Genomic DNA, 15,600 nt, shown 5'->3' on the forward strand with positions numbered 1-15,600 from the left:
TGAAACCCCTGAACAGTTACCAAGGGTTTGCCGCCATCCGGCGCTTTCTGTTGAGGCGCAAGAGTAAGACGATCCTGCAAATGATGCAGGTATACGCTCCCAGTGGACACGGGTCAAACAATCCTGAGGTCTACGCCCAGAAAATTGCTGCAGCCCTCGGCGTGAGCACGAATGTGCCAGTCAGTCAGCTAAGCGAAGGGCAAGTGACCGATTTCGCTAGGGAGATCAAGCGAATAGAGGGATGGCGTGAAGGGCAGGCCCACGGTCCGGATGACTTGCCGCATGGTATGAGCGAGTGGCTGACCAAATTCCCCACTCGAGCCGAGCGTGAGGCAGCCGACCAGCCGTTCGCTAAACGGGGTTCCCTGAAGGCGGAAGGAATCAAGAACATTCAACGACCCCTGAATAATCTCGGATGGACGCCCGCTCTTGTCGTCGATGGAATATTCGGCACCAAGACCGAAGCGGCCGTGAAATGGTTTCAAGTAAAAAATGGCCTCTCCGCAGATGGCATCGTAGGAAACAAGACCTGGAAAAAGCTCGCTGAAGCATGACGACCATGCCGCATCCCGCCCGGCAAGAAGTATGCGACGGCCGTCGATCGCCTTACCGCCGCCGTTATCCGGGTTCGGAATCGGCCCAGGCCAGACAGCTGATCAGCCACCAGGCACGTGAGCCACACGCTGAGTGCATCAGAGACTGACGGAGGGGCGGCGGCGGCCGGCGGGCTCCATCCAGCTTTACGTCGTTCCATGGTCGCTCCTCCCACCTGCATCCATACGGACAGCAGCACGACCAGAGGGGGCAGTCCCGGAAAACTTGTTCCTGGCGATTGATTGCCCCATTGCCGACAAACTCAGATAGGACGGTGGACGCCATGCCCGCGACGGAAACTGCACGCGAAGAGTTGCGACGGCAAGCCGCCGACGCGGCGCGGCGGTACGGGGAGTCGGCCACGGAGCGGGAGCGGGTCGAGGAACGGCTGGCAGCGGGGACGTTGTTTCCAGATGCCCCGGAAACCCTCGCCGTGCGCGCAGAGCGGATCCTCGACCGGGGCGGAGTATCGTCCTCAGCCGTGGTATCGAGCATCCACGCTGAAGTTCTGGGCCTTCCTGAGGCCAATGAGCGGATCATCAACCTGTCCAATGAGCTGCAGGCCTGGAGCTTTCTGCCACGCGGCACACGGGCTGCTGGCACCGTCGCCCGGATCACCGTACGTCACGCTGGCCGTGAGATCCCCCACGGCACCGGCTTTCTGGTCTCGCCCCGACTGCTGATGACCAACCATCATGTGCTGCCCGACGAAGGCTTCGCCGGCCGCTGCTTCCTGGAGTTCAACGCTCAAGTCACCATCGACAATGTCCCGGACTCGGTGATCCGGATGGAGTTTGATCCGGGCACCTTCTTCACCGCGGACAAACGGCTGGACTTCGCGTTGGTAGCTGTCGCCCCGGCCGTGGATGGCCGTCTTCCGGGAGAGGTCTTCGGCTGGAACCGGCTCAGTGCCCAGGTCGGCAATCTGGTGATCGGCGAACGCGTGAACATCATCGGCCATCCCAACGGCCGCCTCAAGGAAATCGCCCTGCGCGACAACACCCTTTTGGTGCGGCTGGACGAATTCGTCCACTACAAGACCGACACCGAACCCGGCAACTCGGGTTCCCCCGTCTTCAACGACCAGTGGGAAGTAGTGGCCCTGCACCACAGCGGGGTGCCGAGAACGGATGCCCAGGGACGTGTACTACGCAAGGACGGCCAGCTCTGGCAGCGCGGCGATGGCGACGAGGCAATCGACTGGATCGCGAACGAAGGCGTCCGCATCAGCTCCATCCTGAAGCACCTGGCCGCACTAAGTCTCGACCCCGTGCGACGTACGCTACTGGCCGAGTTGGGGCCGGACTCCTCACTCGGCCAGGGCATCAGGCCAGTCACAAAGGAGGCTCCGGTACCACCTCTCCCGGCGCAGACCGCCGGCGCGATGAGTCAGCGCGGCACGCCTGTTCCGGAAGCGGCCGCCGCGACGGTCACAGCAGCGGCTGCTGTGCCCGCCACCGGTCTGCGGGCTCGGGGCAGTGCTTTCGACAGTGGTAAACGGCACCTGGTTTTCCTGCATGGCAGGAGTCAGCACAGGAAGGACCCCAAGGCGCTTCGTCGGGAGTGGACGGCGGGCCTGAACCATGGACTTACGCGTGCGGGAATGGCCACGGTTGATCCGGCGGATGTCTGGTTCCCGTACTACGGCGACCGGCTGGCTGCCCTCATGGGGTGGACGGAGGCCGTCAGCGGTGCCATCGAGTTCGGGGAGCTCACCGCAGCCTCGGCTGCGGAGCGGTTCGCCGCCGAGTCACCGTCGGGCTTCTATGAGCAGATGCTCGTCGAAGCGGCGAACAGGGCCGGTATGCCGCAGGACGGCCCCGTCGCCACCGAGGGGTTCGGGAACACCCTGGTGGGTAGGTTCCAGCAGGCCCTGAGCTGGCTGGCAGCCAAGACCGATGCCGACGAGTGGACCATCGCCACTGTCTTCGGGGACGTCAGCCGCTACCTCAGCGACCGCAAAGTCCGCGACACGGTGCTGGACACCGTGCTGGAAACAATGCCGACCAGCGGGGAACTGGTTTTGGTCACACACAGCCTCGGCACCGTCGTGGGCGTGGACCTCATCAGCCGGCCTCCGGACGCGCTTGATCTCACCCTGCTCGTCACCGCGGGCAGCCCACTGGGCATGAACGCTGTGAACGAGCGCCTCCTCGCCGGCGGGCCCCACCGCCCCGAGAAGGCGCGTCAATGGTTCAACGCCTGGTGCCCGACCGACGCGGTCGCCATCGGCTGCCCACTTGAGGACCCCCGCTGGGGCAAGGTCACGCAACTGGCCGTCGCCAACGCACGCGATCGAGCCCACAACATCGACGAGTACCTCGCCCACAGGGGCGTCGCTAACGAGATCGGCGGAGCACTCCACCAGCCCTGACCGACCGCACAGGGCAACCCAGCCGATGTGCGATTCCCATGGTGGCGAAGTACGCCAGAGAGACATGGCATCGGGCGATCGAAGTCAGGCGCGCCCGCTTTACGCACACGGAAACGTCCTCCCAACTCGAACGGAGACACGCCTCCTCTCCGTCCGCATGCAGTGGTCTCGGTCTATCCGGCGACCGGCCATGAAGGCTACGTGCGTGGCTGTTCGTCGGATTCGGCCGGGGCAAACTCGCCTTCTACAAGAACCTCAACGCCTCCGCATCGGCCACCTTCAACAACGTCGCCTTCTACGAGGCCAGCAAGAATCCGGGGGCTGTTCCCGGTGAGCAGTTCTTCAACGGCCTCGTCGATGCGTTCGGCTCTTGGATGAAGGCTTAGACGCAATACCGGTGACTTTGGGTTGTGTTGGTCGTTGGGTGTGGTGTGCCAAGGCCTGGACAGGTGAAGTCGTCGGGTGAGCGGTTGTCGGACCGGATCGCTCTGGGTGTGTTGACGCGGGTGTTTCCGCCCGGGGTGGTGGATGAGGTGATCGCGGAGTGCGGACGCCGGGAACAACGTTCCCGGCTGCTGCCGGCTCGGGTGGTGGTGTACTTCGTGCTCGCGATGTGCCTGTTCTCCGGGCAGGGCTATGAGGAAGTGGCCCGGTTGCTGACGCAGGGACTGGAACGGGTGCGGCAGTGGGAGAAGCCGTGGCGGGTGCCGACGACGGCGGCGATCGGCAGAGCTCGCAGACGGTTGGGGCCACAGCCGCTGAAGGCGCTGTTCGACCGGGTGTGCCGGCCGGTCGCGACACCGGAAACAACTGGTGCTTGGTATCGCCAGTGGCGGCTGGTCGCGGTGGACGGCACCGTCTTCGATGTCCCGGACACCGAGGCGAACAGCATGTTCTTCGGTCGTCCCGGCTCGGGGCGGGGACAGCAGCGCAGTGCGTATCCGCAGGTGAGGGTTGCCGCTCTGGTGGAGTGTGGGACGCATGCGGTGTTCGCCGCGGCGACCGGTCCGCTGTCGGTCCACGAACAGCAGCTCATTCCCGACCTGCTGGGCCGACTCGAACCAGGCATGCTACTGATGGCCGACCGCGGCATCACCGGCTTCGAGCTGTGGAAGGCCGCCTCAGGCACAGGCGCGGACCTGTTGTGGCGCGTCCGCAAGAACATTGTGCTTCCGTTCCTCGAAGCCCTCGAGGACGGCTCCTACCTGTCCGAGATCGTGGCCACCGGCGACCGTGACCGCCGTGATCCGGCCCGGGTTCGCGTCATCGAATACACCCTCGGTCGAAGCGGCGACGATACGGTCTACCGGCTGATCACGACCATCTGCGACCCGGACCAGGCGCCCGCCAACGACCTTGCGGGCCTCTACCACCAGCGGTGGGAGATCGAGAACACCCTGGACGAGATCAAAACCCACCAAGGTGGTCGTCAGTTGGTCCTGCGATCGCAATACCCCGATGGCGTCGAGCAGGAAATCTACGGCTTCCTCCTCGTGCATCACGCGCTGCGGGACGTTATGCACCACACCGCTCACCAAGCCGGCCTCGACCCCGACCGGCTGTCGTTCACCCGCACCCTTCGCATCGCCCGCCGCCACGTCACCGACCAGGCGGCACTTTCCCCCCTCACGACTCAGCCGAGCCCTGACCCACACCACCCGTGAGCTGCTGGAACGACTCCTGCCGCCCCGCAGACAATGCTCCAACCCCCGCGTCATCAAACGCAAGATGAGCAACTGGCTCCTCAAACACCCCCACCACCGCAACCCACCCCAACCACCCACCAGGGCAATCACACTGAGTGGTGTGCATCGTGAAGTTGCTGGTCACGGGTCTGGTGTGAGGGGCGGGAGAGATACTCGCGCTGGTCGTCGGCCGGTGTCCACGGTGAAGATCGTCCGACCTGTCGGCCGGAGCCGTTCTCGGGTTCTGCTGCGCTCGCCGTCCTGCCGCTCCTACGATCCGTGACCGGGCCGGTACGCCGGGAGAGCGCGGGGAGGATTCGGGGATGCAGGAGCTGGAGCGGATCACGGCTCGCCGGAGTGAACTGGACGCGCTGGCCGAGGAGTTGGCCAAGCAGCTGCAGGAGGTCCAGGCCGAGCGGGAGGAATTGGTGATCGCCGAGCGGGTCCTGCACAGGCTGGCCGAGCAGGACCGGGCCGCGACAGAGGCCGCTGCGGCCGTCGCCCCGGCTCCCGCCCGGGTGGCGGGGCGGGCGGTGCTGCTGATCCCGCACCGCAGCGAGAATCCCGACGAGGCCGCCCTGCCCGGCGACTACCGCAAGATCCTGGCGATCGTCCGGGCTGCCGACGGCCCGGTGCAGGTCAGGGGCGTCGGCGAGGAGCTGGGCCTTGAGATGACGGCACGCGGCAAGCTGGAACCGCTGCGCGCGAAGATGACCAAACTCGCTGACCGTGGCTGGCTGCACAAACGACCCGACGGCAGGTTCACCGCACGCCTGTAGCCGCGCGAGATGGGCACGAAAGCGGCGTAACCAGCGGGCCCCCGGCGGCAGTTGAGTTTGGTGTGAAGAAAAACAACCACGCCGTCGAGGGCCTTGACGGCCTTGTCTACACTGCCCGCCTGCCGCTGTCGAGCGCCACCCTGAACTGGCTCGCCGATCTGATACGCGGCCACCTGAAGAAGATCGGGTCGCGGTGGCGGGCCCTGCCCGCGGGAAGGATCGCCGGCCTCGTGCTGGCGGTGCTGCGCTGTGACCAGCGGCCGGGCGACCTGGCCGGCGGCAACGGGATACACCGCACCACCGTGGGCCGGTGGGTCAGGGAAGCCGTGGGCCTGCTGGCCGCCCGTGCCTCGCGCCTGGACCGGGCCCTGAAGAAGATCGCCCGATCGGGTGGCGGAGTCGTGCTGCTGGACGGCACGCTGATCCGCACCCGGCGGCGCACCGGCACGGAGAACCGGAAGAACTACTCCGGCAAGCACAAATGCCATGGCCTGCTCGTGATCGCGCTCACCGACGACCGAGGCCGCCTGCTCTGGGTCTCCGCGGCCCGGCCCGGACGGACCTCGGAGATCACCGCCTGCCGTCACGACAAGCTCACGCAGAAGTTGCGGGCGGCCAGGCTCGGCGCGATCGCCGACCTGGGATTCGTCGGGCTCGACGACAGTGATCCCGACGCCGACCCGGCAGTGATCACCGGCTACAAGACCGCCCGGAACCGGCCTCTGACGCGAGGGCAGAAGCTGTCCAACAAGGCATTGGCGGCCGTCCGGGCACCGGTCGAGCACGGGTTCGCCCACCTGAAGAACTGGCGCGTCCTGGGCAAGGTACGCACCGACCCGACGTGGGCGACCGCGCTGGTGAGGGCTCTGCTGGTTCTGACGAACCGTGAAGTTGCCCGCTGACCGACGATCTTGACCGGAGTCATCCGCCCGCGACCAGCTTGAGCATCATGAACCCCACGCACACCAGCCCCCTGACCAGCAACTTCACGATGCACAGTGCTCACTTGCCCCACCCACCAAAGCAACCAGCAGACGCCAGAAACCCACCTAAATCAGCGGTATTGGGCTTAGACGGACTCGTACCGGCTCTCCCATCGCGGCTCCGCCCGCGCCACCTGCGGCAGGATCGCGAGCGGCGAGCCGGCGAGCGCGTACGTCGCACGCGGCCTCCCAGTCGAAGTTGTTCGCCTTGCCGTGCGAGCCGTGCCAGCGGGCGGGGTCCGAGCTACTCACGCGGTGAACGTGGCGGACAGCCGGATGAGGCTTGGCTGACGCTGCCCGTGGCTCACTCCACGATGCGGGCGGTGCGGGCGGCAGTCAGCCATTGGGGGAACTCCTGCAGGAGCCGGTCGAAGAGCTGGTGGTCGTTGGTGGCATGTGGGGTGCGGCCGGCGTGGAAGAAGCCGGCGTTGTCGACGATGCGGCGGGCTGGGACGGCGAGGGTGTCGAGCTTGCGCAGGAACGCGAACTCGTTGTCGTGGGGGTCACCGAAGCCGATGAACTGCCAGAACAGAGGTAACCGGGCTGCTTTGCAGAGGTAGCGTGATGGTCTGCGGGGGAGTGTCAGTGGAATATCGTCATCTGGGTATCAGTGGCGCAGGCTCAGCGACCTGGTGGTTGGCACTGACGGATGGCGCTCACCTGTTGCTGACATGAGTGACGAATGGCCATGTCATTCTCACGCCGACTGTTATGGCGGGTGCAGAGCCTTGGCCCACGAGATCCCGTGTTGCACATCGCCTCCCGGTGTACCTACGGGGTGCTGCGGATCCATGCCGAGTTGCGCAGGCTGGACCGGCGGGTCAACCACAAGCGAGTGGAGCGGATCATGCGTGAGCGTGACATCGCCGTGGTCACCCTGCGCAAGCGCCGGTCGTTGACCCATCCGGCGAAGAGAGGGGTGCGCACCGCGGACCTGATCGGCCGCGACTCGAGGGCTGGCTGTATCTGGCGACCTGGCTGGACCTGGCCACCCGGGAAATTGTCGGCTACTCGATGGCCGATCACCACCGAGCCTCCCTGGTGGTCGACGCGCTGACGATGGCTGCCGGACGCGGTCGGCTTCGCGACACGAGCAAGAACACGCCCTCGCAGCGTAAGCAACGAGGCTCCAGCATCACGGGGAAGTTCACCCACGCTCTTCATCACCGGGAAGGACACCTCGACGTTCCCCAGCGCCACGTCGAGCCGAATCCGTACGCCTCGGACAGCAGATCAGCGGCACCCGCCGTCGCAAGGACAGCCTGCCCGCCGACCAGATGCGCGCTCGATGCTCTCGACATGCGCTGGTAGGGGCGTCGGCGGATACGGGGCTTGAACCCCGTGTCGGGTCTGTCGACCGATCCTCGCAGCAGCATTGAGGCGTCTCGCCGCCTGCGCCACAGGGTGACGGATCTGCTGCGCTACCTGTGAGCGCTGGCCTGGTGGCGGGAGACACGACGGCCGGGCCGGAGTGCTCCTCGGGGACGCTCTGACCCTCTCCTGCCGACAGTGCGGCGAGAACGAGTAAGAGGATCAGCAGGCTGCCGAGCCCGGTGCCGGGGGCCACTGCACGATTGCGGCGAGCGAGCGGGCACCGCACATGACCGCCACAGTCGAAGAGCGAGTAACGGCAGCCCTGCTTGCGGTGCGGATCGGCTACCAGCATCAATGCGTCCAGCAGTGCCGTCACCTCAGCAGATCCGGCCAAAGCGTCTTAGTCAGCGCGAGCTTCGAGCTATGGCGTTCTGGCGCCTCATCGCCCAAGGCATCACCACCACGACACCAACAACCCACCCACCAGCCCTCATGAGCCAGGGCACCCGCACGATCCCGACATCCGGGTAGTACGACTCGCCCGCCAGATCCCCGCCCGGTTGCGTCCAAGGAAGTGGTGTACGGGTTCGACCTGATCCGGGGGTTTGCTCCGGCGTCGGGATGGTGCCCGCATAGTTGAACGGCCACCGGCTGATCTTCGAAGTGTCGAAGCCTCGAAGGAGATCAGCACGATGACCGCACCAGACAGTCTGGCCCTGCACGCTCTCGCGGAAGAGAACCTCGCCGCGGCGAGTCCCGATCTGCTGCGCGCGATGGTCAAGACGTTCGCCGACGCGCTCATGTCCGCGGAGGCCGATGCCCTCTGCGGCGCCGAATACGGCCAGGTCAGCGACGAACGCGTCAACCACCGCAACGGCTACCGCCCACGCGAGTGGGACACCCGCGCAGGGACCGTCGAACTCGCCGTCCCCAAGCTGAGGCAGGGCAGTTACTTCCCGCACTGGCTTCTCGAACGGCGCCGGCGGGCCGAGCAGGCCCTCATCTCGGTCGTCGCCACCGCCTACCTGCTGGGCGTCAGCACCCGCAGGGTCGAGAAACTCGCCGAGTCCCTCGGCGTCACCCAGCTGTCGAAGTCCCAGGTCAGTGCGATGGCCAAGCACCTGGACGAACAGGTCGCCGCGTTCCGCAACCGGCCGCTGGACGCCGGGCCATATGCGTTCGTCTGGGTCGACGCGCTGACGCAGAAGGTCCGCGAGGGCGGCCGCATCATCAACGTCCACGCCCTGATCGCGGTCGGCGTCAATGCGGACGGACACCGGGAGATCCTCGGCATCGACGTCGCCACGGCCGAGGACGGTGCGGGCTGGCTCGCCTTCCTGCGCTCGTTGACTGCCCGCGGTCTGTCCGGTGTCCAGCTGGTCGTCTCCGACGCTCACACCGGCCTGGTGAACGCGATCGGCGCGGTCCTGCCGGGCGCCTCGTGGCAGCGATGCCGCACGCATTACGCCCGAAATCTGCTGAGCCAGGTCCCCAAGTCGGCTCAGCCGTGGGTGGCCACCCTGCTGCGGACGGTCTTCGAACAGCCCGACACCGACGCCGTCCAGGCCCAGATGCGGCACGTCCTGAACGCGCTGGAGGCCAAGTTCCCCAAGGCAGCAGCCCACTTGGACGCCGCCCAGCACGATCTTCTGGCGTTCACCGCGTTCCCGCGTGAGATCTGGCGGCAGATCTGGTCGAACAATCCGCAGGAGCGGCTGAACAAGGAAATCCGGCGCCGCACCGACGTGGTCGGCATCTTCCCCGACCGCACCGCCGTGATCCGCCTGGTCGGCGCGGTCCTGGCCGAGCAGAACGACGAATGGACCGAGGCCCGCCGCTACATGGGCCGCGAACTCCTCGCCAAAGCCCGCCTCCACCCGATCGAGTCAGAAACCGACGAGACCGTCCTGCCCACCGAACTCACCGCATAGCCTCAAACACGAGATCACCGAGTGGCCGTCAATACACCACTCCAGCGGACGTGACCCGAGCATGACGATGTACGGCGCCGGATCCGGCGGCAGAGCGTCGGCAGCGGCGTCACAGGCCTCCCACGCCACCTCCATCGCCTCGCTGCGGCCCCTGCCACGACCGCCGGCCATTGAGCGCAGCGCCTGCACATGGGCGAAGAGGGCCAGGGCGTGGGGGGAGCGAGGTTCGGCCTGAGCCCAGGTGTCGGCGAACGTCAGCCGCGCCCCGGCACGGGCGAGAACCTGGAGCCGGAAGATGCGTCGGTCCCAGTCCGCGCCTGTCGCGGCCAGCAGTTCCCGGGCGCCTTCCCAGCGGCCCATGGCCGCGTCCTCGACCACCATCCGCAAAGCGTTGTCGTCGCGGGCCGGATTCCTGTCAAATGTCAGTCTTGGCCTCACGGCTGCCTCGTTCGGCGAGTCGCCGACGAGAACGTCAGCGACCACTCGCACTCGATGACGGTGTCGGCTTGCACCTTCATGCCTCCGGATTTGTGTCCGCCATGCCAAGGCGAAAGCTGAGGTAGAGGTCGAATGACTCGTAGGACGACGCAGCGGACATCTCGTGACACATGGAGATCGAGCCGCCACGTCTTTCACAGTGGGATTGAGATGCGCAGATATTCGGTGCAGCGGAGTAATGCACTCAGAACCTGATCCCGCCGATCATCCGGGCCACGCTCGTAGCGGCCCCGCTGATCGTCGGCGCGATCGATGAGCTGGCCAGATGGAATCCGAGAAGTGCGCAAACGATGGCGTGGCCCACCTTGAGTCCGGCCTTCTTGACGAGCAGGAACGTGATGGCCGAGAGCAGCACGACGGCGGAGATGCTAACGGCCACCGTGTGCCCTCCCCTGGACGCGCGCTCCCACAGCTCGCAGCGGCTGCTCCGGCACCGCGTCAAGCGGGCCGATGAGCGCCGGCGGCGGGTTTCCTACCAACCCTGCATGTATGGCCGAGGACACCTTGGACTCCGATGGAAGAGGCAGCGACGAGTACGCATTCCCTGTAGTCCGAAGCACTCAGACGTGTCCGAATGACCACGCTCTCAGGTTGTTCGCCTGACCTGCGGACCGCAGGACACTCAGACTGATGGCCAAAGCACCAGTGCACATATTCCCCGGGTGATATCACTGGAGTGATTCCGAGGAAGCCAGGGGTAGCTGAATCCTGCACGCACTCGCTCAACGGATTGGCAAGAGGCGCTCGGAATCTGGCCGAGCGTGCCGCCGTCGTGATGGGAAAGAGGAACGTGACCGAGGCCCAGCAGGTCCTTGTCCTGTGGGACATCGACCGCACGTTGCTGTACGTCGGCGACATCGACCGGCAGGTCTACCGTGAGGCGTTCGCCGAGGTCGTCGGTCGCCCAGCGGAGCACCTCCCAACTCGCGGGACCGGCGTCACGATGCCCCTCGCGATCCGAGCAGTCCTCATGGACAACGGAGTCACGGAGGAGGACGTCCCCGATCTGCTGCCGCAGATGGTGGAACTTGTCCCACAACGGCTGGCCGCCCATTCGGACAACCTGCGAGAACACGGCGTCCTCATGCCAGGCGCTGTGCTGGCGTTGAGCTCGGTACACGACCGTCCCGACTACGTGCCGACCGTCGTCACTGGCAACCTCAAGCCGAACGCCTTACTGAAGCTCGCCGCCTTCAACCTCGGAGGCTACGTCGACGCGGAGATCGGCGGATTCGCCTCCGACGACCACCATCGGCCGGCGCTCGTTGCCATCGCGCAGAAGCGCGCTCAGGCCAAGTACGGGACGATCTTCACCCGCTCCAACACCGTCATCATCGGCGACTCCCTCGAGGACGTCCGCACAGGCCTCGAAGGCGGCTCCACCGTCATCGGCATCGCGTCCGGCAAGACCACAGCAGCCAAACTGACCGCGGCCGGAGCCGATGTCGTCCTCGACAGCCTCGAAGACGTCGAGCAGCTCCTTGAGGCCATCTCCACGCTGACGCGAGAGCCTCACTGATGGCCATGAGCTGCTGATCCCGAACGTGAGCAGCCTGATTGCAAGAAGGGACAGGGCCGGATCACCCAGGGTGATATCGCCACCCGGGCGCCCGACGTAGCCTGACCGCGCGCCCCGGACGGCAGCTGACTCTGATCGGAAGAGGAGCCCATGGCTGGCCTTTCACACGGCAGACACACAGTCAGTCACGGAGAACATCGCACGCACGGTCGCTGGCGGTGAAGGCAGTACCAGACAGTGAGCCGGCAGCCAGCGCGATTGGGCTGCTTGTCTTCGGAGGCGGCGCGCTCCTCCTGGGCGAACTGTTCGGGGTGTGGGCTGCCTTCGCCGCCGTTGTCACGACCAGCGCCGCGATCACCCTGCGGATCGAAGTGCTCCGCAGGCGACGGACCCGATCCAACTATGAGCAGGGTGCATGGCACCGAATCCTCATGGAGGAATGGGGCTACCGCCCCGAAAGAGCCCCAGACCGAAACCCACCGAGCGACGTATGAATGGCGCAGACCCGAGCTAGGTTCCGAGTCTGATGGTTCAGGGACCGATCACAGCCCGATCCCTGGAAGGTGTTCATTCACGCGCCGGGCAGCAGTAGCCAACTCCGGGATCTCTACGACAGTGACGCCAGCAGCCGTAAGCATCTCCACCCCCTGGCAGTCAGCAACGAAGAGCTGAGGTTCACGCCACGCGATCACCACGCGAGGAATGCCAGATTGAAGGATGAGTTCGGTGCATGAACGCGGTCGTGACTTGCGCTGACTGCACGGCTCGAGGGTGCTGTAGAGGGTGGCCTCCTTCAGCGAGGATTCGCCGACCACCTTCAACAGCGCCGCTTCCTCGGCATGCACATGCAGGTCGGACTCCCGGGAGTAGCCGGTAGTGATCTCGTTGCCGGCCTGGTCGAAGATGAGCGCACCAACGGCGTAGGCACCGTCGGCGCGAGGACATCTACGGGACAACTCGATGGCGTCCTTCAACCGCTCGTAGTCGACGTCGGTCCACGGCGGGGTCACTGGGCGCTCTCCTGCTTCGGCAAGTAGCGCAGCAGCACTACATCGCCGATGGTACGGGCTTCCGCCAGTGCCATTCGATGGGTCGACCCTCCGGGGTACGCCGCGGGACTGAGGAACCGCGGTGCCCCAGCATCACCGACGATCAAGGGAGCAACGGCCAGGTGAATCTCGTCTGCGAGCCCCTGCGAGAGGAACGTGGTGTGGATGCTGCCGCCGCCTTCCACCATGAGCCGCTTGACGCCGCGCATGCCCAGGTCGTCCAGGAGCCGGCTGAAATCCACGGTCTCTCCGAGCGAGACGACATCGGCTAGGCCCGCGAGCCGCTCGCGCAGCTTCTCCTCTCCGGCGGTGGTGGTGTACGCGACCTTGGCGTCGCCGTGGTGCCAGAACTTCAGCTCGGGATCGAGATCCCCTGAGGCGCTGATAGTGACCTTGAGCGGATACGCGGGCTTTCCCGCGGCGACCCGCGCAGCGCGGCGCTCTTCGCTGTTGACCAACAGCCGCGGGTTGTCGGCACGCATTGTGCCGGCGCCGATCAGGATGGCGTCGGATTCGGCGCGTACCTGGTCGACGCGGTCGAAGTCGGCAGCGTTGGACAGCAGCAGCCGGTCCGGGCTGGTGTCATCGATGTGCCCGTCGATCGACGTGGCAACGCTCAGCAGAACGTAGGGACGGGGCAACGTGTTCTCCCTGGTAAGAGCAGCAATGGGCAGAGGGTACGGATCACGCCTCGTGGAGAACGCAGGCGTCGAGTGACTCTTTGAACTCGCGGACGGAGGGGACCGCACGCCACCGCTCCAAGTCGGTGTCGAGCTGCGCCAACTCCGTCATAATGCGCGCGGAGCCGGTCTCGTTCCCGATGGCCAGTGCCTCCATGCCGACGACGGCGGCCTGCTCGGCTTCACGGCTTCCCGCCAGTGCCAGCGCCTCCCGGGCGAGATATACGCCACGGTCGCGGTGATATCCCGCAGGAAGAGCGGTGATGGCAGAGCGGAACCCCTCGGCAGCTGCACGGTGGTCGCCGAGCACGGACAGGCTACGGGCCCGCTGGACGCTGATGTACGCGTCGTCCAGCCACACGCCCCAGCTGGATGACGGATCAGGATCAACGCCATGGAACAGCTCCCGGGCGTGGTCGTACGCTCGCATCGCCTCCGTGGTCTCGCCCTGGAGCGCGTATCCGTGGGCGGCGTACGTCGCGGCAACCGCCGCCAGCCGACTCCCCGGGCGAGCCGTTCCCTCCGCGGCCTCCGCGACGTCGACCGCCTCCACGGGCTCGCGCATGTCGCCAGCCAACTGGCTTTTGCGCGCCAGGATGTAGACCGTCAGGTCCGGGTCGCCGGCTCCGTGGGACCACTGGAGCGCCCGGTCCGTCCAGTACTGCGCGGCCCGGTGGTCACCGGCGTCCTGATGGAACCAGCCGCACAGCTCGGCGAACTGTGTCTGCATTTGAAGCAACCGGCGCCGGTCCGTGCCGTGCGTGCCTTCCCGCATGCCCGTGATGAGGTTGATCTGTTCCTGGACCTTGGGAATCAGCTGACGCGGGCCGAACAGGTTGTCCGAGTCGATCAGCACCCGGCGGACCGCCTGAAGGTGCTCGATCGGGTTGCGATCCGGAGCAGTCGCCCGCGTAGCCGCCTGGGAAGCCTGGGCCAGCGGCGCGCCCGTGATACCCACGGCAGCGGCGGCGCCAATACCCCCCAGAAACACCCGTCGAGGTACAGACACGAAAATGATCCTTCCATCAGAGGTTCGGCAGGGAACAGAGATCCCCTCCTCCTCCGACACTGCCTGCGCATCTGGAATGGCATCTACACGAGTCCGGCTATTGGCCACATGGGGTCCCGCGTTGGCCACATGGCCAGAGGCCAGAGCGGCGACATCCGCGCCGCCGAGTATTGAGGTGTGCAGCCGGACTAACGCCTCGTTGGCTCCCACGGCTCTGTCGTAGGCCATGACCAGTGTCGGCGAAGGCGCCTGCTCACCACGCTCAACTCGCGCCACGTAGCTCGGGTCATAACGGATGATGCCGTGCAGTTTGTTCAGAGAAAGGCCACGCTGCACCCGCCAAGCGCGCATCTCGGCGCCCAGGTAGTGATTCGGGCTCGCGTACGGCGTCAGATCCTTCGGCCGCTGCCCCACTCCACCCTCCCCGATGTGGCCCACGTGGCCAGGGCACACCAGCCACATTCTGTGTCTGCCCTGCGGCTCCCACTGGCAACTACAACCGATGCACAGGCAGTTGCCAGCCTACCGACGGCTTGCGGAACGCGGACTCGATTGATCAAGAAGATCGCCCGACGACGCTCGCATGGCCGTAGACCGAGTTCAGTTCGAGCCCCGCCGGCATCTGCTCTTTCAACCAGTCGGGTCCGCGAAGGAGTGGAGGACCGTGCAGCAACACACCACGAGAAGGTCCGTCATGCTGCCGGGCGCGCGACACTGCGCCCGCTGCCGGTGCCGCCTGAGCAGGTACAACCAGGACGACTACTGCAGTGGGTGCACCCGCAGCCTGCCGGGGGCGCTGCCCGACTGGCCACGCATCTCGCCGCACGTCTGGCAGTCGACGGAAGTGCAAGAGGCTCTGTTCGACAGGGACTTCGGCGCGGTGTGTCTGCTGGTTCGGCAGTCCACGGGACTCCGGCAGGATGATGTAGCCGCTCTTACGGGCCTGAGCCAGGGGTACCTGTCGATGATCGAATCCGGCACCCGGACGCTCACCAACATCGACAAGATCGTCCGGCTGTTGGATGGCCTGCAAGCCCCGGACGAGCTCACCGGGCCGATGTTACGGCCGCGGTCCGACGGTGAAGACGGGCCCCGTCTTCGCACTCCGGCACCAGCCACGAGTCCATCACCCCAGTGATATCACGCCTGAAATGTGCCTCCAGCCATCCAGCACGGCACGCTGCT

The 15,600-nt window shown here is 66.0% G+C and carries 15 protein-coding genes and 1 pseudogene; 9 read left to right on the forward strand and 7 right to left on the reverse strand.

What is annotated here, in order from left to right:
* The 5 genes from J7E96_RS26785 to J7E96_RS26805 all read left to right on the forward strand — a co-directional run.
* Window positions 1-554, forward strand: a 554-nt coding sequence (locus J7E96_RS26785) for a peptidoglycan-binding protein (protein WP_251070482.1), incomplete at its 5' end; no start/stop codon positions are given.
* Between the two features lie 323 nt (window positions 555-877).
* Window positions 878-2,968 (forward strand): serine protease, encoded by a 2,091-nt coding sequence (locus J7E96_RS26790; RefSeq protein WP_215134708.1) that lies wholly within the window; start codon window positions 878-880, stop codon window positions 2,966-2,968.
* 431 nt (window positions 2,969-3,399) lie between these two features.
* Window positions 3,400-4,632 carry an IS4 family transposase gene (locus J7E96_RS26795; protein WP_215134710.1) on the forward strand — a complete coding sequence of 411 codons (1,233 nt, stop codon included), beginning with the start codon at window positions 3,400-3,402 and terminating at the stop codon, window positions 4,630-4,632.
* A 344-nt stretch (window positions 4,633-4,976) separates the two neighbouring features.
* Complete coding sequence (locus tag J7E96_RS26800) at window positions 4,977-5,432, forward strand: hypothetical protein (RefSeq protein WP_215134712.1); 456 nt, start codon at window positions 4,977-4,979, stop codon at window positions 5,430-5,432.
* A gap of 62 nt (window positions 5,433-5,494) precedes the next feature.
* The gene (locus tag J7E96_RS26805) at window positions 5,495-6,334 is read left to right on the forward strand and encodes a transposase family protein (protein ID WP_215134714.1); all 840 of its coding nucleotides are present in this window, start codon (window positions 5,495-5,497) and stop codon (window positions 6,332-6,334) included.
* A gap of 147 nt (window positions 6,335-6,481) precedes the next feature.
* Here the strand turns inward: J7E96_RS26805 and J7E96_RS26810 are convergent, their stop codons facing one another.
* Both J7E96_RS26810 and J7E96_RS26815 read right to left on the reverse strand, forming a co-directional pair.
* A complete protein-coding gene (locus J7E96_RS26810) occupies window positions 6,482-6,667 on the reverse strand; it encodes a hypothetical protein (RefSeq protein ID WP_215134716.1) in 186 nt (61 codons plus the stop codon).
* A 52-nt stretch (window positions 6,668-6,719) separates the two neighbouring features.
* A pseudogene (locus tag J7E96_RS26815) lies at window positions 6,720-6,977 on the reverse strand (VWA domain-containing protein); the annotation flags it as partial.
* A 126-nt stretch (window positions 6,978-7,103) separates the two neighbouring features.
* Here J7E96_RS26815 and J7E96_RS38905 point away from each other — a divergent pair.
* Together J7E96_RS38905 and J7E96_RS26825 are read left to right on the forward strand one after the other, a co-directional pair.
* Complete coding sequence (locus J7E96_RS38905) at window positions 7,104-7,472, forward strand: IS3 family transposase (protein WP_374196720.1); 369 nt, start codon at window positions 7,104-7,106, stop codon at window positions 7,470-7,472.
* Between the two features lie 949 nt (window positions 7,473-8,421).
* A complete protein-coding gene (locus J7E96_RS26825; protein WP_215134720.1) occupies window positions 8,422-9,660 on the forward strand; it encodes an IS256 family transposase in 1,239 nt (412 codons plus the stop codon).
* Here J7E96_RS26825 and J7E96_RS26830 read toward each other — a convergent pair.
* On the reverse strand, window positions 9,616-10,041 hold the full coding sequence (locus tag J7E96_RS26830) for a hypothetical protein (RefSeq protein WP_251070483.1): 426 nt from the start codon (window positions 10,039-10,041) through the stop codon (window positions 9,616-9,618). The genes J7E96_RS26825 and J7E96_RS26830 overlap by 45 nt on opposite strands.
* A 301-nt stretch (window positions 10,042-10,342) precedes the next feature.
* On the reverse strand, window positions 10,343-10,537 hold the full coding sequence (locus J7E96_RS26835; RefSeq protein ID WP_215134721.1) for a hypothetical protein: 195 nt from the start codon (window positions 10,535-10,537) through the stop codon (window positions 10,343-10,345).
* Between the two features lie 411 nt (window positions 10,538-10,948).
* Here J7E96_RS26835 and J7E96_RS26840 point away from each other — a divergent pair, with 411 nt between their 5' ends.
* A complete protein-coding gene (locus tag J7E96_RS26840) occupies window positions 10,949-11,677 on the forward strand; it encodes a haloacid dehalogenase-like hydrolase (protein WP_308296151.1) in 729 nt (242 codons plus the stop codon).
* Between the two features lie 542 nt (window positions 11,678-12,219).
* Here J7E96_RS26840 and J7E96_RS26845 read toward each other — a convergent pair.
* Genes J7E96_RS26845 through J7E96_RS26855 form a run of 3 tightly spaced genes read right to left on the reverse strand, consistent with a single transcriptional unit; the run spans window position 12,220 to window position 14,829 of the window.
* Window positions 12,220-12,687, reverse strand: coding sequence for a deaminase (locus J7E96_RS26845; protein WP_215134723.1), 468 nt, complete (start codon window positions 12,685-12,687; stop codon window positions 12,220-12,222).
* Window positions 12,684-13,367: a dihydrofolate reductase family protein gene (locus tag J7E96_RS26850; protein ID WP_215134724.1), complete on the reverse strand. Its 684-nt coding sequence runs from the start codon at window positions 13,365-13,367 to the stop codon at window positions 12,684-12,686. Before J7E96_RS26850 ends, J7E96_RS26845 begins: the two co-directional genes overlap by 4 nt.
* A 43-nt stretch (window positions 13,368-13,410) precedes the next feature.
* Entirely contained in the window at window positions 13,411-14,829 is a 1,419-nt protein-coding gene (locus tag J7E96_RS26855; protein ID WP_215134725.1) for a helix-turn-helix transcriptional regulator, read from the reverse strand.
* A 280-nt stretch (window positions 14,830-15,109) separates the two neighbouring features.
* On the opposite strand from J7E96_RS26855, the gene J7E96_RS26860 reads away from it, so the two are divergent.
* The gene (locus J7E96_RS26860) at window positions 15,110-15,553 is read left to right on the forward strand and encodes a helix-turn-helix domain-containing protein (protein ID WP_215134737.1); all 444 of its coding nucleotides are present in this window, start codon (window positions 15,110-15,112) and stop codon (window positions 15,551-15,553) included.
* The last annotated feature ends 47 nt before the right edge of the window (window positions 15,554-15,600 follow it).

It is taken from the genome of Streptomyces sp. ISL-96 (genome assembly GCF_018614035.1).
In the GTDB taxonomy this organism is placed as follows: domain Bacteria; phylum Actinomycetota; class Actinomycetes; order Streptomycetales; family Streptomycetaceae; genus Streptomyces.

Bases quoted from the DNA above. Each gene is read 5' to 3' on its own strand.
- J7E96_RS26800 (WP_215134712.1), top strand. From the start codon at position 4,977: ATGCAGGAGCTGGAGCGGATCACGGCTCGCCGGAGTGAACTGGACGCG.
- J7E96_RS26860 (WP_215134737.1), top strand. From the start codon at position 15,110: ATGCTGCCGGGCGCGCGACACTGCGCCCGCTGCCGGTGCCGCCTGAGC.
- J7E96_RS26830 (WP_251070483.1), bottom strand. From the start codon at position 10,041: ATGGTGGTCGAGGACGCGGCCATGGGCCGCTGGGAAGGCGCCCGGGAA.
- J7E96_RS26790 (WP_215134708.1), top strand. From the start codon at position 878: ATGCCCGCGACGGAAACTGCACGCGAAGAGTTGCGACGGCAAGCCGCC.
- J7E96_RS38905 (WP_374196720.1), top strand. From the start codon at position 7,104: ATGTCATTCTCACGCCGACTGTTATGGCGGGTGCAGAGCCTTGGCCCA.
- J7E96_RS26825 (WP_215134720.1), top strand. From the start codon at position 8,422: ATGACCGCACCAGACAGTCTGGCCCTGCACGCTCTCGCGGAAGAGAAC.